Annotated in this window: 19 protein-coding genes and 1 pseudogene; 14 read left to right on the top strand and 6 right to left on the bottom strand. The window is 60.9% G+C overall.

Features of this window, described 5'->3' with window-relative positions; translation table 11 throughout:
- Positions 1-81 precede the first annotated feature (81 nt).
- The 3 genes and pseudogenes from C3Y91_RS08780 to C3Y91_RS08770 all read right to left on the bottom strand — a co-directional run.
- Positions 82-435: pseudogene (locus C3Y91_RS08780) on the bottom strand (IS5 family transposase); the annotation flags it as partial.
- Between the two features lie 171 nt (positions 436-606).
- A complete protein-coding gene (locus C3Y91_RS08775; protein ID WP_018073609.1) occupies positions 607-1275 on the bottom strand; it encodes a hypothetical protein in 669 nt (222 codons plus the stop codon).
- A gap of 24 nt (positions 1276-1299) precedes the next feature.
- Complete coding sequence (locus C3Y91_RS08770) at positions 1300-2700, bottom strand: selenium-binding protein SBP56-related protein (RefSeq protein ID WP_024319316.1); 1401 nt, start codon at positions 2698-2700, stop codon at positions 1300-1302.
- Between the two features lie 809 nt (positions 2701-3509).
- Here C3Y91_RS08770 and C3Y91_RS08765 point away from each other — a divergent pair.
- From C3Y91_RS08765 to nuoG, 14 genes are all read left to right on the top strand, one after another.
- Complete coding sequence (locus tag C3Y91_RS08765) at positions 3510-4010, top strand: NADH-quinone oxidoreductase subunit J (protein ID WP_024319315.1); 501 nt, start codon at positions 3510-3512, stop codon at positions 4008-4010.
- The gene (gene nuoK / locus C3Y91_RS08760; protein WP_007819572.1) at positions 4010-4312 is read left to right on the top strand and encodes an NADH-quinone oxidoreductase subunit NuoK; all 303 of its coding nucleotides are present in this window, start codon (positions 4010-4012) and stop codon (positions 4310-4312) included. The genes C3Y91_RS08765 and nuoK overlap by 1 nt, the downstream gene beginning before the upstream one ends.
- A gap of 5 nt (positions 4313-4317) precedes the next feature.
- Positions 4318-5781: a monovalent cation/H+ antiporter subunit D family protein gene (locus C3Y91_RS08755; RefSeq protein WP_024319314.1), complete on the top strand. Its 1464-nt coding sequence runs from the start codon at positions 4318-4320 to the stop codon at positions 5779-5781.
- Entirely contained in the window at positions 5778-6032 is a 255-nt protein-coding gene (locus C3Y91_RS08750) for a hypothetical protein (RefSeq protein WP_075225432.1), read from the top strand. The genes C3Y91_RS08755 and C3Y91_RS08750 overlap by 4 nt, the downstream gene beginning before the upstream one ends.
- A complete protein-coding gene (locus C3Y91_RS08745; protein WP_168575253.1) occupies positions 6025-7800 on the top strand; it encodes a Na(+)/H(+) antiporter subunit D in 1776 nt (591 codons plus the stop codon). Before C3Y91_RS08750 ends, C3Y91_RS08745 begins: the two co-directional genes overlap by 8 nt.
- A gap of 8 nt (positions 7801-7808) precedes the next feature.
- Complete coding sequence (locus C3Y91_RS08740) at positions 7809-9284, top strand: NADH-quinone oxidoreductase subunit M (protein ID WP_026171019.1); 1476 nt, start codon at positions 7809-7811, stop codon at positions 9282-9284.
- A complete protein-coding gene (locus C3Y91_RS08735) occupies positions 9281-10720 on the top strand; it encodes an NADH-quinone oxidoreductase subunit N (RefSeq protein ID WP_018073602.1) in 1440 nt (479 codons plus the stop codon). The genes C3Y91_RS08740 and C3Y91_RS08735 overlap by 4 nt, the downstream gene beginning before the upstream one ends.
- A 155-nt stretch (positions 10721-10875) precedes the next feature.
- Entirely contained in the window at positions 10876-11241 is a 366-nt protein-coding gene (locus C3Y91_RS08730; protein ID WP_018483156.1) for an NADH-quinone oxidoreductase subunit A, read from the top strand.
- Positions 11229-11732, top strand: a complete 504-nt coding sequence (locus C3Y91_RS08725) for a NuoB/complex I 20 kDa subunit family protein (protein ID WP_018073600.1) — start codon at positions 11229-11231, stop codon at positions 11730-11732. The genes C3Y91_RS08730 and C3Y91_RS08725 overlap by 13 nt, the downstream gene beginning before the upstream one ends.
- Complete coding sequence (locus tag C3Y91_RS08720) at positions 11729-12265, top strand: NADH-quinone oxidoreductase subunit C (RefSeq protein ID WP_024319310.1); 537 nt, start codon at positions 11729-11731, stop codon at positions 12263-12265. Before C3Y91_RS08725 ends, C3Y91_RS08720 begins: the two co-directional genes overlap by 4 nt.
- Positions 12266-12294: 29 nt before the next feature.
- On the top strand, positions 12295-13509 hold the full coding sequence (gene nuoD, locus C3Y91_RS08715) for an NADH dehydrogenase (quinone) subunit D (RefSeq protein WP_018483159.1): 1215 nt from the start codon (positions 12295-12297) through the stop codon (positions 13507-13509).
- A gap of 16 nt (positions 13510-13525) precedes the next feature.
- Positions 13526-14035 (top strand): NADH-quinone oxidoreductase subunit NuoE, encoded by a 510-nt coding sequence (gene nuoE, locus C3Y91_RS08710; RefSeq protein WP_018073597.1) that lies wholly within the window; start codon positions 13526-13528, stop codon positions 14033-14035.
- 4 nt (positions 14036-14039) lie between these two features.
- Positions 14040-15305 carry an NADH-quinone oxidoreductase subunit NuoF gene (gene nuoF / locus C3Y91_RS08705; protein WP_024319309.1) on the top strand — a complete coding sequence of 422 codons (1266 nt, stop codon included), beginning with the start codon at positions 14040-14042 and terminating at the stop codon, positions 15303-15305.
- A gap of 33 nt (positions 15306-15338) precedes the next feature.
- Entirely contained in the window at positions 15339-17918 is a 2580-nt protein-coding gene (gene nuoG / locus C3Y91_RS08700) for an NADH-quinone oxidoreductase subunit NuoG (RefSeq protein ID WP_024319308.1), read from the top strand.
- Between the two features lie 74 nt (positions 17919-17992).
- Here nuoG and C3Y91_RS08695 read toward each other — a convergent pair whose 3' ends face one another.
- From C3Y91_RS08695 to nuoH, 3 genes are read right to left on the bottom strand one after another with little or no spacing between them, the layout of a single operon-like run.
- Positions 17993-18433, bottom strand: a complete 441-nt coding sequence (locus C3Y91_RS08695; protein WP_024319307.1) for a CBS domain-containing protein — start codon at positions 18431-18433, stop codon at positions 17993-17995.
- A 45-nt stretch (positions 18434-18478) separates the two neighbouring features.
- Positions 18479-19045: an NADH-quinone oxidoreductase subunit I gene (locus tag C3Y91_RS08690; protein WP_017961924.1), complete on the bottom strand. Its 567-nt coding sequence runs from the start codon at positions 19043-19045 to the stop codon at positions 18479-18481.
- Between the two features lie 11 nt (positions 19046-19056).
- Positions 19057-20058 carry an NADH-quinone oxidoreductase subunit NuoH gene (gene nuoH, locus C3Y91_RS08685; RefSeq protein WP_024319306.1) on the bottom strand — a complete coding sequence of 334 codons (1002 nt, stop codon included), beginning with the start codon at positions 20056-20058 and terminating at the stop codon, positions 19057-19059.
- Positions 20059-20836: the final 778 nt, after the last annotated feature.

The following is a 20836-nucleotide window of genomic DNA, read 5'->3' as shown; positions in this document are numbered from 1 at the left end:
TCGAACGCTATGTACCGAAATTGGCGGCGTAATTCCGATGCAAAAAGTTTCACTCGATACTAGGTCGTAGTGACGATTTAACTATTTGAGCCAGATGGCGATTGCGGCGAGTTTTACAAAGCCCATGAAGTTGGCGAGGAGCTTGTCGTATCTGGTTGCGACGCGTCGGAACTGCTTAAGCTTGTTGAAGATGCGTTCGATCTTGTTGCGCTCCTTGTAAAGATCGACGTCGTAAGAGCGCAGGATTTTCCTATTGCACTTGGGCGGGATGACGACTTGGGTTCCGGCTCCGGTGATCTTGTCGACGAGATGGTCTGCGTCATATCCCTTGTCGGCAATGGCTGCATCGGCATTGATGCCGTCGATGAGATCCTCGGCCAACGCGATGTCGTGGCGCTGGCCGGGATTGTCGATCAGGCGGACCGGAAGACCAAGCAGAAGCGGTCATCGGCAGAACCCGCGCAAGTTGTCAGAAACTCTGTGGCGATCCAGCCGATATGATTGGGCCTGTATGCAACCATTGGCTCGCTCGCGGACCGTTGCTCAGCAATTGCGCTTACAACATCGTGTGCTATGCGCTTGTCGTTACCATCGAGGGCCTCGGGCCTACTGAGCGAATCCGAGACTCGCGATCCCAATTCCCCCCACCAGGATCAGGCTCGCGGCCCACACGATATCGAGATTGAACCAGCTTTGTGAGATGAACTTGGGTCCGAGCCATCGATAGACGGCAATGGCGATAACGCCGCCACTTACAATCATGGCGGCCGCGTGGACCACGGAGACGGCGGTGGCGGTGATCAGATTACCAGTCATGAGCGTGGCAGCCGCTTGGTGTCCGACATCCGGTTCCCCGGCCAAGCACAGGCCCAGATAAATCGGCACCAGCATCAGCCCGGCGCCATGCGCGGTGGCAGCCGCGAAGGACCACAACGCCAGTTGCGCCGGCGGGATACGGGCAAGAACACGCGGGTGGCGCCGGTTGATCAAGAGATAGATTCCGGCTGCGATCACGATCAACCCGGCCGCGATGCGGATCTGTCGTTCCCAGACAATCAGCGTCAGCATCGCGCCGAAGGGCAGCAGGATGCCAATCATCGCCACAAAGTGGCCCATTGCCAAAAGGCCGAGCGCCCGGAACAATTCGCTGGCACGTCTGTCCAACAGTCCGGCCGAGACGGCCAACGGCCAGCCCATGCCGGGGTTGACGCCGTGATAAATGCCGCTGGCGATGACGGCCAACCAGAGAGACCCGGCAGTCGTCCACTCGCTCATCGCTTCGTTGACCCGAGCAGTCGGTTACACCGATGGATAGCAAAATGAATCCGTCGAGCAATCGCCGCCTTCCAGACGAATCTGGTGCGAGCGATACCCCTCGGGGAACTTGACATAAAAGTCCTTGTCCAGGGTGATCCCACCGTTCTCGCCGACACTAGCCTTGACCATGGCTGCCGGGATACCATCGGGATAGAACTGGTCGTCCCAGGTCGAATACAGGGAGTTGGTCCAGTAAACGCGTTTGCCGTCGCGGCTGATCTCGACCATCTGCGGGCCGCCCCTGTAGTCGCCGCCGCCGGGATGCTTGGTCTTGCGCGTGATGCCGCCAATATGGACGGACCCTGCAAGCTTAGGCTTCATAGGATCGGTGACGTCATATTGGCGCATCTCACCGGTCCCCCAGCAGGATACGTAGAGGAAGCGGTCATCGAGCGATAGGTCTATGTCGGTTACCAGCGGCGGGACCGCCTCGAAGCCCTGCAAAAGCGGGGGAAGGTCATCTTTCGCAGCTGCCTCGGGCGGGATAGTCGCCGTCTTTTCGCAATGAAATTTGCCGTCCTCGCGCCACCATGTCCAGATCGATCCCTCAAGGTTCGTCGTGTCAACGACCACTCCAAGGAAACCGTATTCTTTTACCGGGTCATGGGCGGGGCGGACTTCCAGTGCCATCTGGTGATTGACTCCCAGATCAATGGTCTGCACGTTCCTGCGTTCGCGCAAATCCCAGAAATGCACCCGGTGTCCGTATTTGTTCGACAGGAGATCTTCCGGGACGATGCCCTTCTCGAACTGGGGCGGAAGTGCCCACTCGCTCGATACCATGTAGTCGCGTGGCAGGTTCCACCAGAAATCATACTGCTTGTCCTGTGGCCCACGATCGATCTCATAGCGCCCGATGACATCGAACGTCTCGCAATCCATGACAAAGATGCCGGGAGGTCCGTCGGTGCCCTCAGGGCCACCGCCCCCAAGCGTCGAGACATAAATACCTTCCGGACCGCAGTGAATCGTATGAGGCCTAGAATAGCCCGTCTTGGCAAACACTTCTTCTGGCTCGATGACCTTGTGGATTTTGGCTTTGGTCGGTCCGCCCTTGGTGTCTATTACGTAGATGCGCGAAGATCGAATACCGGGAATGATCAGAAACCGGCGCTCGAGAAACGGGTGACCGTTCAGCGGCGAAAGGGCCGAAGAGCACGCGTTCCAGCCGAAGTGGTGAAACTCGTCGCCCTTGTTTGGCATTATCACGCTATGGACGACCTTGCCGTAGTCCTTTGACTTCGGGTCTACGTCAATTATTGCTAATCCATCAGGCCGAGAGAAGTCGGGACTCAACATCAAAGTGTACGCAAAATTTTCGACTGGCGCCTGCATTGCGAGCTTGGCAGTCGCGTGGAAAGTCCGGTCTGGCCGTACAGTCATTGTCGTCCTCCCTTGGCGGGTTAAGCAGCCCGTCAGACAATCAGGGCACGACCTGCGTTTGGACGCCCGCCGAAAACGTCGAGACGCTTTGTTGTTCGCACGCTATTTTCATCCGACTTTGAAGAATCTCACGGATTCTGGAGAACTACAATCTCGATTTGCACCGGAAGAGTGTAAGCGCGATTTTCCCCGCACCTTGGTCAATCAGGTGACGCTCGTGCCCGAGGTGTTTACCCAATGCTAGCCGTGTGCCAGGCCTTAAACGCAAGAAAGCCCTCCACGATGGGAGGGCTTTCTTGTTGATAATTAGATAATTGGTAAATTCTGGTTGGGGGGCAGGATTTGAACCTGCGGCCTTCAGGTTATGAGCCTGACGAGGCGAGGCGGATAAGCAATCGATCCAGTGAATCGATTGCCCGCCGAGCGGGCTGCTCCACGAGGAGCGCTTTGATTTTTGGAAGGAAAGTTTGGTTGCGGGGGCCTGAAGCCACAGAGACTTGTAACTTCGGCGGAACAGCCGGTGTGATTTGGAAGAAATTTCCCACTACGCCGTAACAAAACGTCGGTACCGACCGGCCCAAGCCATTTGCCTATGGAACAATAAAATCGGTACGGCGCTATCGAAAGCGCGCGCTTCGCAAGCGACCTTCGCCACATCCGGACCGGCCTGGTTTGCTCCGCCAATGACAATAATCTTGTGAAAAATCCGATATTAGGGCACAATTTGTGAACGCATCGGAATTTGCGGCGCAATCTCGAATCCGGCCGTCTCGCGCCGGGTACCAGTTCGCGTCGGAGGGTCGGCGTCGATGGATCAGGGGTTCTTTCTTCTGTTCGCTGCGGTATCCGTGATCACGGCCCTGACGGTGGTCCTGGCGCGCAATCCGGTTCACAGCGCATTGGCGCTGATGGCGTGTTTCCTGCAGGTCTCGGCAATCTTCGTCTTGCTCGGGGCACCGTTGCTCGCGGTCATCCAGATCTTCGTCTATGTCGGCGCGATCATGGTCCTGTTCCTGTTCGTGATCATGATGATCGATGTGCGCGAAGCCGTGTTGCAGCGATTCTTGCCGGGCGGCAACCTCCCGGCTCTGGTACTGCTCGTCCTGCTCGGGGTCGAGATGCTCGTGCTGCTGCTCTGGAGCGACCGCTTTTCGGTCATGGAGCCCGTCGCCATGCGCGGCGGCGATGACATCCGGCAGCTTAGCACAGCACTTTTCGCCGACTATCTCCTGCCGTTTGAAACCGCCTCCGTAATCCTGCTGGCAGCCCTGGTCGGCGCCATCATGCTGGCGCGGAAGGAGCAGGGGTGATGGTTCCGCTCTGGTGGTATATTGTGCTCGGAGTGGTCCTGTTCGTGATCGGAGCGGCGGGCGTGCTGCTCAGGCGCAATATTCTAGTCGTACTGATGTCGTTGGAGCTGCTGCTCAACTCGGTCAACATCAATTTCATCGCTTTCGGGCGTTACCACGCCGATTTCCGCGGGCAGATCTTCGCGATCTTCGTCATCGCAATCACCGCGGCGGAGGTTGCCGTCGCCCTCGGAATCCTGGTCGCCCTCGTGAGGAACAAATCCACCCTCAAGGTCGACGACGTGACGGTGATGAAAGGATAGCGGCTTTGGACCCGGTTGTATCGATCCGGCCGTTGCTTGCCGTCACCGTCGCCGGTCTGGCGGCCCTTGCCGTTCTCCTTTTGAACAAGCGCGAGAGACTTCGCGATCTGGTCTCGCCGTTGGCCGCGATCGCCATGTTCGCGATTGTCGTGTCGATGGCGCCCACGGTGCTCGCGGGCGGGACGGTCGAACTGCGCCTGTTCGAGATTCTGCCGGGGATTGACTTTGCTTTCCGGGTCGATGCGCTCGGCATGGTGTTTGCCACCGTCTCGTCGCTGCTGTGGATCGTGGCGGCGATCTATTCGGTCGGCTACATGCGGCATTTGAACGAGCATGCGCAGACCCGGTTCTTCGCCTGCTTCGCCAGCAGTCTTGCGGCCGCCGCCGGCGGCGCCTTCGCCGCCAATCTGTTTACGCTGGTGATCTTTTACGAAGTGCTCAGCCTCGTTACCTATCCGCTCGTCTACCACCACGAGGACGAAGAGGGATGGAGGGGCAGCCGCAAGTACCTCGTCTATCTGATGGGCGCCTCGAAAAGCGCGTTGCTCGCCGCACTGGCGCTGACCTACCATATTGCGGGGTCGCTCGACTTTGTCGCGGGAGGGCTGCTGGCGGGGAGCGATGCCTCGGCGGCGCTGCTGACGGTCATCTATTTCTGCTATCTTTTCGGCTTCGCCAAGGCCGCTGTGATGCCGATGCACGCCTGGCTGCCCGCCGCGATGGTCGCGCCGACACCGGTCAGCGCGCTTTTGCATGCAGTGGCAGTGGTCAAGATGGGCGTGTTCTGCGTGCTGCGGGTGGTGTTCCATGTCTTCGGCACGGGGCTAGTGGGCGGGCTGGGCCTCGGCATCGTAACGGCCTATCTGGCTTCGTTCACGATCCTGATGGCGTCGGTTTACGCCCTGACGCGGGACGACCTGAAGGCCAGGCTCGCCTATTCGACGGTCAGCCAGCTCTCCTACATCGTGCTGGGCGCGGTTCTGTTGTCGCCGGTCGCGATGGTCGGCGGGATCATCCACATCGCGGCTCACGCATTCTCAAAGATCACACTCTTTTTCTGCGCCGGCTCGATTTATTGCGCGTCCGGCAAAAGGAACATCAGCGACATGGCCGGTGTCGGCCGCAGGCTGCCCTGGACGATGGGGGCATTCTTCGTCGCCTCGCTCAGCATGATTGGCGTGCCGCCAACCGCGGGGTTCGTCAGCAAATGGTATCTGGCGCTGGGCTCTGTGGAGGCGGGAGAAATTGCGTTCCTGATCGTGCTCTTAGTGAGCTCGGTCCTGAACGCCGCCTACTTCCTGCCGGTTAGCTATGCCGCCTTTTTCGGGACGGAAGAGCAGGAAAGTCCGGCGACGGTCCGTGAAATTCCAATGATGACGATCCCGCTGGTCGTAACCGCCCTCCTGTCGGTGTTGATGGGCATTTTCCCGGGCTATTTTCTGGCTTTGGCGGAAGGAGTGGTCAGATGATCAATAGCATCGTCGATTATTTCGGCAACGAGGCATATGCGACACGCCGCCGCCGGCTGTTTTATCTGGTGCTCGTCCTGATCGTCGTCGCCGACTTCCTGGTCTTCCGCGAACACGCCGAATATCTGTGGGACAGCGTGCCTGGCTGGTCGGCCGTCTACGGCTTCGTCTCCTGCGTCCTGCTTATCTTCGTTTCCAAGTTTCTCGGCCATCGCGCCGGGCTGATGCGGCGCGAGGACTATTATGACTGACTTCATCCATCCAGCTCTGCTCTTTATTCTTGGCGCCCTACCGATCCCGTTCCTCAGCGGGTCGGTCCGCAAGGCCTATCTGCTTCTGATCCCTGCGCTGGCGATCCTTGTCGTGCTTGCGATGGAGCCGGGCAGCTATGGCGAAGCGCGGTTCATCGGGCAGGAGATCCTGATCGCAAAGGTGGACAAGCTCAGCATCGTCTTCGCCACCGTTTTCACCATCATGGCGCTGATCGGCATGGTCTACGCGTTGCATCTGACGGATGCCGGCCAGCACGTGGCGGCATTCGTCTATGTCGGCAGCGCGCTTGGCGTGGTGTTTGCCGGTGACTACCTGACCCTCTACCTGTTCTGGGAGGGCATGGCGTTCGCTTCCGCCTATCTGGTCTTCGCGCAGCGTGGCGGGCCGGCGATCCGGGCCGGGTTCCGCTATCTCATGGTCCATATCACCGGCGGCGTCGTCCTGCTCGGCGGCATCATTTCCCACGGGCTCGCCACCGGTTCACTGCTTTTCGGCCCGATCGCGGGGGGCCTCACCAACGGGGGAATGGGGGTCGGCGACTACCTGATCCTCGCCGGCTTCATCCTCAACGCGGCCGTGCCGCCGCTCAATGCCTGGCTGACCGATGCCTATCCGGAGGCGACCGTCACCGGGGCGGTGTTCATGAGCGCGTTTACCACCAAGACCGCCGTCTATGTGCTGGCGCGGGCGTTTCCGGGGACTGAGATTCTGGTCTGGCTCGGCACCGCGATGGCACTCTACGGCGTCATCTACGCCGTGCTGGAGAACGACTGCCGGCGGCTGCTCGCCTATCACATCGTCAGCCAGGTGGGCTATATGATCGCGGGTATCGGCATCGGGACCGAGATGGCGGTGAATGGGGCTGCCGGCCACGCCTTCGCGCATATCCTCTATAAGGCACTTCTGTTCATGGGTGCCGGGGCAGTCATCTACGTCACCGGCCGTCGCAAACTCACCGAGCTCGGCGGGCTTTACAAGACTATGCCGCTGACCGTGGCGCTTTACATGGTCGGCGCCTTCGCGATCTCGGCGTTCCCGTTCTTCTCGGGCTTCGTCACCAAATCGATGGTGATTGCGGCTGCCGGACAGGATCATCGGGCGTTTGTCGTGCTGGCGCTGACGATGGCGTCGTCGGGGACGTTCCTGCACACGGGCTTGAAGCTCCCGTATTACATGTTTTTCGGCGTGGACCGGAAACTGGAGGCGCGGGAGCCGCCGCGCAATATGCTGGTTGCAATGGGCATGGCGGCGGTGCTCTGCATTGCAATCGGGGTGTTTCCCCAGCCACTTTATGCGCTTCTGCCCTATCCAGTCGACTTCGAACCCTACACAGGCCCCCATATCACGGAGAGCCTCGGCCTGCTGATGTTCACCGCCCTGGGATTCGTGGTGTTCCTCAGGGCGCTCGACCCCGAGGACACGATCAGCCTCGACACCGACTGGTTCTATCGCAAGGGCGCGCGGCTCTTCATGTGGTTCGCCGAAAAACCGTTGGCACGCTACGAAAAGGCGGTGAGTGACGTGTCGGAGACCGCAGCGCTACCCCTCCTGCATGGGGCGGCACGGGCGGGACTGTGGATCGATCTCACCGGCGTGGACGCCGTCGTGAACGGCGTCGCCCGCTCGATCCTGCGCGGCGGCGACGCGCTGCGGCGGCTCCAGACCGGCGTCGTGACCCATTACGCTCTGGCGATGATCGCCGGTGTAGTCGCGGCCACCATCGTCTTCGCCGTGGTGTGGCGGTAGGGGGTGCGATGGGATTCCCGCTACTGAGCCTCATCGTATTCACGCCGGCCGCCGGAGCAGCGGTTTTGATGTTTCTCCGCAGCGACGATGCCGTACGGTGGACCGCGCTGGGTGTCACCGTTGTCGACCTCGCTCTCTGCATTGCAATGCTGACGAGCTTTGACACCACCACCCACCAGATGCAGTTCACCGAGACGCGCCCGTGGGTGCCCACGCTCGGGATCACTTATGCGCTCGGCGTCGACGGAATCAGCGCGCTCTTCGTTTTCCTGACCACGCTGTTGGGCTCGATCTGCGTGCTCGCATCGTGGGTCGCGATCGAGCGCAAGGTGAAGGAGTTCATGATCAGTCTGCTCTCTATGCAGGCCTTGATGCTGGGGGTGTTCTGCGCGCTCGACCTGTTCTTGTTCTACGTCTTTTGGGAGGCGATGCTGATCCCGATGTACCTGATCATCGGCGTCTGGGGCGGCGACGGCCGGGTCTATGCGGCATTCAAGTTCTTCCTCTACACGCTGGCGGGCAGCGTCCTGTTCCTGATCGGTGTCATCGTGCTCTATTTCAACGGCGGCGAGACCTTCGACATCCTCGCCCTCACAGCGCAGGATTTGCCGTTCCGGGTCCAGTCTTGGCTGTTCTTCGCCTTCCTGATCGCTTTTGCGGTCAAGGTGCCGATGGTGCCGGTCCATACCTGGCTGCCGGACGCCCATGTGCAGGCGCCGACGGCGGGCAGCATTATCCTCGCCGGAGTGCTCCTGAAGATGGGCGCCTACGGATTCCTGCGGTTCTCGCTGCCGATGCTGCCGGAGGCATCGATGTATTATTCGACGCTGATGCTGGCGCTTTCGGCGCTTGCGATCGTCTATGGCGGGTTGCTCGCGCTGGCGCAGGACGATCTGAAGAAGCTGGTGGCCTATTCCAGCATCAGCCACATGGGCTTCGTGACGCTGGGGATTTTTGCGCTGAACCTCCGCGGGCTCGAGGGCGGTATCCTGCAGATGTTCAATCATGGCGTGACGACAGGCGCCCTATTCCTGTTCGTCGGGCTGATCTACGAGCGGACCCATACCCGCAGCATCGCCGACTATGGCGGGTTGATGAAGGTGGCGCCGGTCTACACCACGTTTCTGGCACTGTTTACCCTGTCGTCGATGGCGCTGCCGGGAACGAATTCGTTCGTCGGCGAGTTGCTGGTGCTGTCAGGCGGGTTTGCGGCCAACTTGGTCGCCGGCTCGGCCGCCGTTTTGGGCGCATTGCTGGGGGCTGCCTATCTGCTTGGCATGTATGGGAAAGTCGCGCTCGGCCCGGCCAGCGTCGGCGCCCGGTTGACGATACGCGACGTGAACGCCCGTGAGATGGTTGCGATCCTGCCGCTGGCCGTCTTCGTACTCTGGGTTGGGCTCTATCCGAAACCCTTTCTCAACGTCATCGATGCCTCGGTGCAGCATCTGCTGACGCACGTGCACAGTAGGGGGAGCGGCCAATGACCGCCGCCACGCTTTTCCAGTCGGCCCTAGCGAGCCTGCCCGAGATCGTGGTGATCACCGGCGCCTGCATCCTGCTGATCCTGGGACAGTTTGTGCGAAAGGGACAGGAACATTTCCTTGTCTGGGCGTCGGTCGCGGTCGTGTTGATTGCCGCCTTGGCGACACTCATGCTGGCAAGCGAAGTGCGGCCGGCATACACGGGCATGTTCATCGCCGACCGCTTCGCGGTCTTCTTCAAGTTCGTTTTCTACTTAGCCACCGTTCTGACGTTCCTCCTTTCGCGAAAATATGCCGATATCGAAGGGATCGGGAGCAGCGAATACTATGTCCTGCTGCTCTTCGCGCTTTCGGGCATGATGATCATGGCCTCCGCGACCGATCTCCTGTCGATCTATGTGAGCCTCGAACTGATGGTGATTTGCACCTATGTGCTGACCGGCTTCCTGCGGCATGAGCGGCGGTCGAACGAAGCAGCACTGAAATACGTAATCCTTGGCGCGGTCTCGACCGGGATTTTCCTTTACGGCGTTTCGCTGGTCTACGGGCTCACCGGCACAACGCAATTGGACGGGATGGCTGCGGCCGTGACCGGCGATCCGCTCGATCCCGGATTGCTGCTTGCGGTGGTCTTCATTGTCGCGGGGCTAGTCTTCAAGGTCGGCGCGGTTCCATTCCATATGTGGGTGCCGGACGTCTATGAAGGTGCGCCGACGACGATCACCGCCTTCATGTCGGTGGGCCCCAAGGCAGCGGGGTTTGCGGTGATCCTGCGGGTGTTCCTCAATCCTCTGGTCGCAGCCTCAGACATTTGGATCATCCTCGCCGTCATTGCGGTGGTGACGATGGCACTCGGCAGTTTCGTGGCGCTGGTGCAGGACAATTTCAAGCGTCTCTTGGCCTATTCGAGCATCGCCCATGCCGGGTTCGCCATTTTCGGGGTAGCCGCCGGCGGTGCGGACGGGATCGCCAGCGTGATGCTTTACCTACTGATCTACTCTTTCATGAATCTCGGCATTTTCGCCACCGTCATCATGATGCGGAATGGCGATTTCTCGGGCGAGATTATCGAAGACTATGCGGGTTTCGCCAAGTCGCATCCCGGGCTGGCGCTTCTGATGCTGCTGTATCTGTTCTCGCTGGCCGGCATTCCGCCGACGGCCGGGTTCTTCGCCAAGTTCTACGTGCTGGTCGCGCTCGTCGAGCGAGGTTTCGTCATGCTGGCGGTGATCGCAGTGCTGCTGAGTGTCGTCGCCGCCTACTTTTACATCCGCATCGTCATGGTGATCTACATGCGCGAGCCGGAGAGGACGTTCGACCCCGCACTGACGCCCTTGGTGCGCGCCACGCTGGCCTTCACCGCCGCCGGCACCATCGGCATCGGCCTATTTCCGGCGTGGTTTCTGAGGCTCGCTCAGCATGCAGTGTTTGGTGGCTAATCGATTGGATTTGCAATGATCAACCCGACGGAATAAACTGGCAACTCAAGAAAGGATTGCCCAGGTCGCTTCCCAGGACGACCGCATTACCGGTCCCGAACGGGGTCGGTCGCGGCGTGAGGAAAGCCCCCGATGGGTGACCGGTGCAGTGCGATATGGCTGCAATGGAATTTTTACCGGTTCTTTTCATGGTCGCCGGAGTTGTTCTGGTGGCGGGGGTGACGCTTTTTGTCTCCTCGCTCCTGCGCCCGTCCAATCCGTATCCCGCAAAAAACATGCCCTATGAATGCGGCATGGACGCCGCCGGTGACGCCGCCGGGGGCCGCTTGAGGGTGCAGTTCTTTATCCTTGCGATCCTGCTGGTGGTCTTCGATGTCGAGACGATGTTCCTCTTTCCCTGGGCCGTCGTCCTGAAAGAGATCGGGCTGGTCGGCTATGTTGAGATGTTCATCTTCATATTGCTGCTTCTCGTGGGCTTCGCCTACGCTTGGCTAAAGGGAGCGCTGGAATGGGAGGCGTAAACAACGCGATTCGCGACAGCGTGCTGTTCACCACGGCCGACAGCCTGATCAACTGGAGCCGAAAGTCGGCGCTGTGGCCCGAGACCTTCGGAATTGCCTGCTGCGCCATCGAGATGATCTCGGCGGGGTGCGCCCGCTACGATCTCGACCGGTTCGGCGTCGTCTTCCGGCCATCGCCCCGTCAGTCCGACGTGATGATCATTGCCGGCACCATAACGCGGAAGTTCGCGCCCGTGGTGCGCCGGCTCTATGACCAGATGCCGGAACCCCGCTGGGTCATCGCCATGGGCACCTGCGCCATTTCGGGCGGGGTCTACAACACCTATGCCGTGGTGCAGGGGGCGGAAACCTTCGTGCCGGTGGACGTGCATGTGCCCGGCTGCCCGCCGCGGCCCGAGGCGCTGATGCACGGCTTCCTCCTGCTTCAAGAGAAGATCAAGAGGTCCCGCGCGCTGGCCGGGACGCCTCTGGATAGGGTTGTAGCGTCATGAGTGTGGAGCCGTCCCTCAATCGCGCTCCGATCATGGAGCGTTTCGGGGAAGCCGTCGAGGACCTCGGCGCCGCGCACGGGATTCACGCGTTTGCTGTTCCACCTGAGAAGATCGTCGAGTTCTGCCGGTTTCTGAAAGAACATCCGGCGTTGCAATTCAACTTCCTCTCGGACATCTGCGGGGTTGATCATTATCCCGAAACACCGCGGTTCGAGGCGGTGTACCACCTCTATTCGCTGCCCAACGGCTGGCGGGTTCGCATCAAGTGCCGGCTTGGCGATCCCCCGCAGGTTCCCTCGGTCACCGGAGTTTGGCGCACCGCCAACTGGCACGAGCGTGAGGCCTGGGACATGTATGGCATCAGGTTCGCGGGGCATCCCGATCTGCGCCGGATCTACATGTGGGAAGGCTTCGAGGGCTTTCCCCAGCGCAAGGATTTCCCCTTAAGGGGCTACAAGGACAAGCTGAACCCCTTCGGGGCCGAAGGTCCGTCGCCAACACAGCCCGACCTTGCCACCAGGGACATTCCGTAAGGGAGGCCGTTCTACGCCGGAAAGTTGAGATGACCGAAGTCACCGAACTCAGCAGGCCGGAAGATGAAGCGCTCAATACCAAGGAAGTGCTTCTCAATCTCGGCCCACAGCACCCCAGCACGCATGGGGTTCTTCGGCTCGTCCTCGAACTGGACGGCGAGTACGTCCAGCGCGTCGACCCGCATATCGGCTACCTCCACCGCGGCACCGAAAAACTGGCGGAGAGCTTCACCTATACCCAGATTTTCCCGCTGACGGACCGGCTCGACTATCTCTGCCCGCCTTCGAACAACCTGGCTTTCGCGCTGGCAGTGGAGAAACTGCTCGGCATAGAAGCACCGCTGCGGGCGCAGTATATCCGCGTGATGATGGCCGAACTGGCACGGATCTCCGGTCATCTCCTGATCACCGGCGCGCTGCCGCTGGACCTGGGCGCCATGACCGCGTTGCTCTACGTCATGCGCGAGCGCGAAATGATCATGGATCTGTTGGAGATGATCAGCGGCGCGAGGATGCACACTTCCTTCTGCCGGGTCGGCGGTGTGCGCGAGGATCTGCCCGACGGGTTCTTTCCCAAGATCCGGGAGTTTTGTGACATCTTCCCGAACCGGATTCGCGACTATGAACGGCTGGTCGATAACAATCGGGTGTTCCTGAAGCGCACGCAGGGGATCGGCGTGATCTCCGCCGAGGACGGCATCGATCTTGGCCTGAGCGGCCCGAACCTGCGCGCCTCGGGCGTCGATTGGGACATCCGCCGCGACGAGCCCTACGAGATCTATGACCGGCTCGCGTTCAACGTCATTACCCGCGATGAGGGCGATTGCTATGCGCGCTGGCGATGCCGCGTCGATGAGATGCGCGAGAGCGTCCGGATCATCGAACAATGCCTCGACCAGATGCCCGAGGGGCCGTTCCAGATCGACATGCCAACAATCGCCTTCCCGGTGGACAAGGACAAGGTGCATTGCTCGATGGAAGCACTGATCCAGCATTTCGACTTGTCGGCCTATGGTTTCAAGGTGCCGAAGGGCGAGGTCTATTCGGCGATCGAGGCGCCAAAGGGCGAGCTTGGCTTCTATATCATCAGCGACGGGTCGCCAAAACCGTTCCGCATGAAGGTGCGGGCACCCTCCTTCGTCAATCTTCAGGCCCTCTTCGGGGTCACCAACGCCCGCTATCTGGCGGACATGATCGCCGTGCTCGGCAGCCTCGACCCGGTGATGGCGGAGGTGGACAAGTAGCAAGGATTTGAATGCGATGACCATGCGCGAAAAGATAAAAGAGGCGGCGGCGCGGTATCCCGACCAGCGCTCTGCGATCATGCCCGCGCTTCTGATCGCGCAGAGGGAGCATGGCCATCTGCCTGGTCAGGTGCTGGAAGAAGTCGCCGACACTCTCGGAGTCGAACGGATCTGGGTCTACGAGCTGGCGACCTTTTATACGCTCTTCCATACCGAGCCGGTGGGCATGTTCCACCTGCAACTCTGTGACAATGTTTCCTGCATGCTGTGCGGAGCCGAGGACCTGCTGAAGCATCTGGAAACGGCGCTGGCGATCAGGAAGGGCGACACCACGCCGGACGGGCTGTTCACGCTTTCCTCCGTCGAGTGCCTCGGTGCCTGCGAGATGGCTCCGGTGATGCAGGTCGGCGACGATTACCATGGCGCCCTTGATGTCGCGCGGATAGATGCACTTTTGGACAACCTGCGGGCTACGACGGAACGGGTCGCGAGCATCGAGCCCTCTGCGCGACCGCAGGGAGAGTAGCGCCATGTTCGAGCCGGTTCTCCTCAAGAATGTCGCCGTGCCGGACAGTCACCTGCTGTCGACTTACGAGGCTAGCGGCGGCTACCAGGCACTGGCGAAGGCGCTGCGCGAATACACGCCTGACGAGGTGGTTAACCTCGTCAAACAGTCCAACCTGCGCGGTCGCGGCGGTGCCGGATTCCCGACGGGCATGAAATGGAGTTTCGTGCCGAAGCAGGTCGACAAGCCGAAATATCTTTGCTGCAACGCCGATGAGGGCGAGCCAGGTACCTTCAAGGACCGAATCATCATGGAGCGCGATCCGCATCAGCTCATCGAGGGGCTGGCGGTAAGCGCCTATGCGATTGGGGCCAAAACCGCCTATGTCTACATCCGCGGAGAATATGTGACGGCGATCCGTCGCCTGGAGCAGGCGATCGCCGAGGCACACGAAAAGGGTTATCTGGGAACGGGCATTCTGGGCTCGAATTTCGATTTCGCCGTCCACATCCATTGCGGCGCAGGCGCCTATATCTGCGGCGAGGAGACTGCGATGCTCGAGTCGCTCGAGGGCAAGCGGGCGCAGCCGCGATTGAAGCCGCCGTTTCCGGCCGTGGCCGGGCTCTACGCCAGCCCGACTGTGATCAACAATGTCGAGACGCTGGCCTGCGTGCCGCATATCGTAGCGCGGGGCGCGGACTGGTTCCGCGGCATCGGCCCGGACAAGAGCCCCGGCCCGAAGCTCTACTGCCTCAGTGGGCAGGTGCGCAAACCCGGCCTCTACGAGTTGCCGATGGGCATACCACTGCGCGAACTGGTCGAGGAACATGCCGGCGGGGCGTTGCCGGGACGCAAGATCAAGGCGGTGATCCCGGGTGGGGTCTCAGCGCCGGTCATCCCTGAGCACGGGCTGGAGGTGAGGATGGATTTTGACTCGCTGGCTGCCGCCGGCTCGATGCTCGGTTCGGCTGGCGTTATCGTGATCGACGATAGCACCTGCATGGTCAAGGTCGCCACCAGGATCATCGAGTTCTTCCACCATGAGTCCTGCGGCAAGTGCACGCCCTGCCGGGAAGGATTGAACTGGGTCGTGAAGGTCCTGCGCCGGGTTGAAGGCGGGGATGGCGCACCCGGCGATCTGGAGCAGTTGGAGATGCTCTGCAAGGGCATTTTCGGCAATACGTTTTGTGCCTTGGGTGACGGTGCAGCGATGGGATTGCGTGCAGCACTCGCGCATTTCCGAGATGAATTCGTCGCCCATGTCGAGGAGCGGAGGTGCCCGTTTCACTGAAGGAGTGTGCTGGATCAGGGTTGTGAGGAAACCATGCTTAAAGTCACGATCGACGAACAAACGCTGGAAGTTGAGGCTGGCTCGACAGTGCTGCAGGCCGCCCAGCGTTTGGGCATCGACGTCCCGACCTTCTGCTATCTGAAGCGGCTGCCGCCGCTGGCTTCGTGCCGCATGTGCCTGGTGGAGATCGAGGGCGTGCGGCGGTTGCAGCCGTCCTGCGCCACTGCGGCCACCGATGGCATGGTCGTGCGGACGAACACGCCTCTAATCGAGGAAACGCGCTCTTCCATGCTCGACATGCTGCTCGCCAACCACCCCCTCGACTGCCCGATCTGCGACAAGGGCGGCGAATGCGAGCTTCAGGACATGGTAATGGCCTACGGGCCTCGCGAAAGCCAATTCCGCGATGACAAACGTGTGTTCCACTCCGAGGACATTCGTCTGAGCCCGGTCATCATCATGAACGTCAACCGCTGCATCCAGTGCCAGCGCTGCGTCCGGATGTGTGAGGAGGTCGTCGGTGCGGTGGCGTTGGGCACCGTCGAAAAAGGCATGGATACCGCCGTCACCGGCTTCGAGGGCAGTCTGGCGAGTTGCGACCAATGCGGCAATTGCGTCGAGGTCTGCCCGGTCGGCGCGCTGATGAGCTTCCCCTACCGCTACAAGGCGCGCCCCTGGGATCTCGTAGAGACCGACACGGTCTGCCCGCATTGTGGCACCGGTTGCCAGCTGACGGTGGGCACGCGCAAGGGCGAGTTCATGCGGGTGCGCTCGAAGTGGGACGAAGGTGTCAACCACGAAACTCTCTGCGTGCGAGGACGCTTCGGCCTCGATTTCGTTGCAAGCCGGGACCGGATCAAGCAGCCAATGATCCGTCAGGATGGCGCCCTGGTTCCGGTTTCCTGGGAGGAAGCGGGGGACTATCTGCGTCGGCGACTGTTGGCCGTCGAGAGCAAGGATGCCGGCGGGCTGGCCTCGCCTCGCCTGCCCAACGAGGTGCTTTATCAGTTCCAGAAGCTGATGCGAACAGTATTCCGGACCAACAACATTGATTGTTCGTCACGCTGGGCCGCGCCCTTCGATACGCTCGGCCCGCTATTGGGAACTTTCTACAGCCGCACGCCGCTGGACGACGTAATCGGCAACGACTGCGTGCTCGTCGTCGGAGGCAATATAACCGAGGAGAACCCGGTCACCGAATACCTGCTGCGGGACGGCGCGCGGCGGCGGCAGACCGGATTGCTCATGCTATCGGCGCGGCCATCGCGTCTGGACGCCGATGCCAGGGTGGTGGTTCGTGTGCCTCCAGGCGGAGAAGCGGCAAGCCTTGCGACGGTGGTGGCCGGTCTCGTGGCGGCAGCTGGTCTGGCCTTGCCGGGCGGCGCTTTTGCGGACATCGACGCGACAATCGGCAGGCCGGCGGCGGGCGCCGGCAGTGACGGGCCGGATCGCCTGGCCGCCGCGCTCAAGGAAGGCCGCAGCGTCACCGTGCTTGTCAGCGTCGACCTCCTGAGATCACCCGAAGCGCGCGCGACGCTGCAGCAGCTCAACAACCTGCTGCACGTTCTCCGCCTGCTAGGCAAGGGCCCGGCGATGCAGTTTCTCTTCGACCGTGCCAACCAGATGGGCGCCTGGGACATGGGGGTCCTGCCGGCGGCTCTGCCGGGGCTGCGGGCGGTCGCCGATGACGCGGCGCGCGCAACTCTTGCACGAAACTGGGGCGCCGAAATCCCGTCTGAACCCGGCGCGGATCTCGACGCCATGCTGGAGCTCTGCGTCGGTGGGCGGATGGGCGCGCTCTACATCGTCGGAACCGACCCCCTGGTCGCCTATCCCGACCGGGACTTTGCGACGCGGGCGCTTGGCGCCGCCGATCTCCTGATCGTGCAGGACGCGTTCCTCACGGATACGGCGGGCATGGCCGAGGTCGTCTTGCCCGCGGCGGGCTACGGCGAGGAATCCGGAACGTTCACCAACAACGAGGGTCGGATCCAGAATGTTCGCAAATTCCGTGAGCCCGTTTTCGAGGCGCGAGGCAATCTGGCGATTGTCGACTTCGTCGCGGCGCTACGCAACCAGGCGCTGCGGCCATCGACGCAAGCCGAAATTTTCGACGAGATTGCCCGGCTGGTTCCGGCCTATCAGGGGTTGACGCAGGACGGGCTTGGCGCCGACGGCGCTTTCACCAGGGCGGTGCCAACACTACCGGCTGGCATGCTCCCTGCGCCGCCGCCCGTCCCGACAGCAGCCGACCGGCTCATGCTGATCACCGGCGACTGCCTGTTCCACAACGGATATCTTTCCGAACGGTCGGACATCCTGAACACGCTCGCCAACGATCCCTATGTCGCGATGAGCGCGCAGGATACCGCGGAGCTTGGCCTTTCGGATGGCGATCAGGTAATCGTGCGTTCCGGCCAGGGCGAACTGACGGCGCAGCTCAAGGTCGACAGGCGGTTTCCCAAGGGCCTCGTCTTCGTTCCGGAAAACTATAGAGCCTTGCGTCTCAACAGCCTGCTGCGGCGGGGCGAATATCCATGCGCGGTGGAAGTCCAGAAGGCGCATGCCACTCTTGAGGTCGACCGCCCAGGCCGGATCTGGCGTGGGGTCTGAAGATTTGGGGTCGGGCACCGCGAGGCTCCGCGGCAAGCTGCCCGCGCCAGCGTCTTCACATCGAGTTGGCGACGTCAGTGATACCTGGTCCCGCATATGTAATCCTGCAGATCCTGCTCTGTACGCTGCGCTTCGTCGAGCCTGTGTTTAACCACGTCGCCGATGCTGACCACGCCGACAACGTCGCCTCCATCCGTGACCAGCACATGGCGCGTACGCCGCTGGGTCATGATCCCCATCGCGACGGGCAGCAAATCCTGTGTCGAACACGTCGCCACATTGCGGTTCATGATGTCCGCGACCCGCTTTGCCGCCGCCTCGGCCCCGTATTCCGCCACCGCATTGCAGCAGTCCCGCTCCGACAGCGTACCGAGGTATTTACCGTTCGATCGGCTGACGACGACGAAGCCGATATTGTTGTCTCGAAACAGCCGCAGTACCTCCACCATCGTCTGATCGGGAGCAACTGCGATGACACCGACACCCTTGTTTTTCATGATTTCACCGACAAACATCTGAGCCTCCTTTCCGAGCGCTTCGGTTTGACAGCTGGCGCGCGTTCATGTTCGCCGGATATTCCGCCACCAGTTGTAGCCCTGCGTCTCTTTCGTCTCGACAAGTACGTCCTTCTTCGTATTCAGGCGCGCGGCAACCACGCCGCCGCCGGTTGCCGCCTTGCCCGGCTTGGCGAGCAGATCATCGCGCCCGATCACCAGGTCAGCCGAGGAAAAACTCGAGAATTCGTATTGTTGGCCAAGCGCGATCGCGTCCGCCGGGCAGGCGTCCTCGCACAGCCCGCAGAACAGGCAGCGGGCCGTGTCGATCTCGAATTTGGCCGGGTGCCGCTTGCCCTTCTCGTCTTCGTAGGGGACGACTTCGATACAGTCGCAGGGACAGATCCGCGCGCAGAGTTCGCAGGCCACGCACTTGATCTCGCCCTCTTCATCCCGCGTCAGGAAGTGATGCCCGCGATAGCGGGAGTAGGGCAGCCACTTTTCCTTGTCCGGATACTGCATGGTCACGGATCTGGAGAACATATAGCCGAAGGTCAGAGCCAAGGCGCTCGCCAGATCGGCAAAGAACGCCCAACCAATCCATGTTCCAACTCTGTCCTGCGCGCGCGACATCGCCGCCTCGCTTACGGAGCCGCTACGACCCCTAAAAGTACACCGGTTATAATTATGTTCGCCATTGAAAGAGGAAGCAAGACTTTCCATCCGATCGCCATCAGTTGGTCGTAGCGGTAGCGGGGGAAAGTGAAGCGGAACCAGATAAACACATAGACGAAGAACGCGATCTTGAGCACAAACCACAGGAGCGGTGGCAAGGGAATCAGAACTCCGTTCCAACCGCCGAAGAACAGGATCACCACCAGGACCGACACAAGCAATACGATGGCATATTCGCTGACCATGAAGAAGGCAAAGCGGATACCGCTGTATTCGGTATGGAACCCGGCCCCCAGATCACCCTCCGCCTCCGCCAGGTCGAAGGGAATGCGCTGCGCTTCGGCCAATCCGGCGACGAAGAACACGAAGAATCCGACCGGTTGGTAGACGATGTTCCAGACATCGGCCTGCGCCCGCACGATCTCGAGCAGGCTCATCGATTGCGCCAGCATGACCACGCCGATGACCGCGAACCCCATCGGGATTTCGTAGCTGATCATCTGCGCGCAGGTCCTGAGGCTGCCCAGGACAGCGTATTTGCTGTTGGAGGCCCAGCCGCCGAAGATGACGCCATAAACCTCGATCCCGATCACCGAGAAAACGAAAAGGAGCGCCACATTCATGTTGGAGACGTAGAGCGTGATCTCGTGGCCGAGGACCGAGACAGTTTCGCCGAAGGGGATCGCGACGAACACCACAAAGGGCGGGGCGAGCGCCAAGATTGGCGCCAGTTTGAACAGGAACCGGTCGGCCTCGGCCGGGATGTGATCCTCTTTGGTCAGGAGCTTGATTCCGTCCGCCACCGGCTGCAACAGCCCGTGCCATCCCACGCGCATCGGCCCCATCCGCTGCTGCATGTGCCCGGCGATCTTGCGTTCCAGCCAGGTTAGCGGCAAGGGTAGCAACAGCAGGATCGCAATCAGCAACGCGACCTTCAAGACGATCAGGCCAAGGGCGACGATAAGTTCCATGATCCCGGCTACTTATTCATCGGGTTGAAGCGCACGACCGGACTTTGGCTCCGGCTATATAATGAGCACTGCGCGCACTTGTCAGACTACATGGTACAACGGCGACGCACCTCATACAATGCCGTCGCAGTTATGTCGTCGCTGGTTATGATGTGTCCGGGCTCAGGGACGTTTTGAGACGAGTGGTTCGCTGTGCAAGATGAAAGCTTCGCATTTCCGCCGGTTGCACCGCGCCATCTTGCGGTTCAAAAACCGCCGAGGCTCTCATCGCTGCCGGATGAAAGTTCCGTGGCAGGCCAGCTGGCGTCCGGGGAACTGGACACCCAGCAGAAACGCAAAAAGCTCCTCGACGCTTAGGCGGAGGAGCTTTCTGTCAAGCGACTTGCATGGGCAAATATTCAAGTATCGTTGGTTTCGGGGGCAGGATTTGTCCCGTTCGGGTCTTAAAACAGTCCACTGGACTGTTTTATCGGGCAGGCCCGATCGACCTCTCACCCTTCAGGTTATGGTGAGCTCTGCGAACGAGGAGCTACCATCGCCAGGGAAAGCGAAGCTTTTCCGCCAGCGATAGGAAGGTAGGCTCTGATCTTTAGAGAGGAATTTGGTTGCGGGGGCAGGCTTTGTAGTTTTCTGTCCCGCTGCGTCGGCTTTGCCTTCTTGCGGGCCCTGACGAGGCGTTAAATCCTCGACCCGTTACCAAACAAAAAGCCGCCCTGAAGGCGGCTCAGACTGCTGACAAACCCCTGGCACCGTCCAGGGGTTTGTGATTCATTGGGAC

Source organism: Rhizobium ruizarguesonis (genome assembly GCF_012349115.1).
In the GTDB taxonomy this organism is placed as follows: Bacteria; Pseudomonadota; Alphaproteobacteria; order Rhizobiales; family Rhizobiaceae; genus Rhizobium; species Rhizobium ruizarguesonis.
The sequence above is the reverse complement of the archived record's forward strand: the minus strand, read 5'-3'. Positions and strand labels throughout refer to the sequence as shown.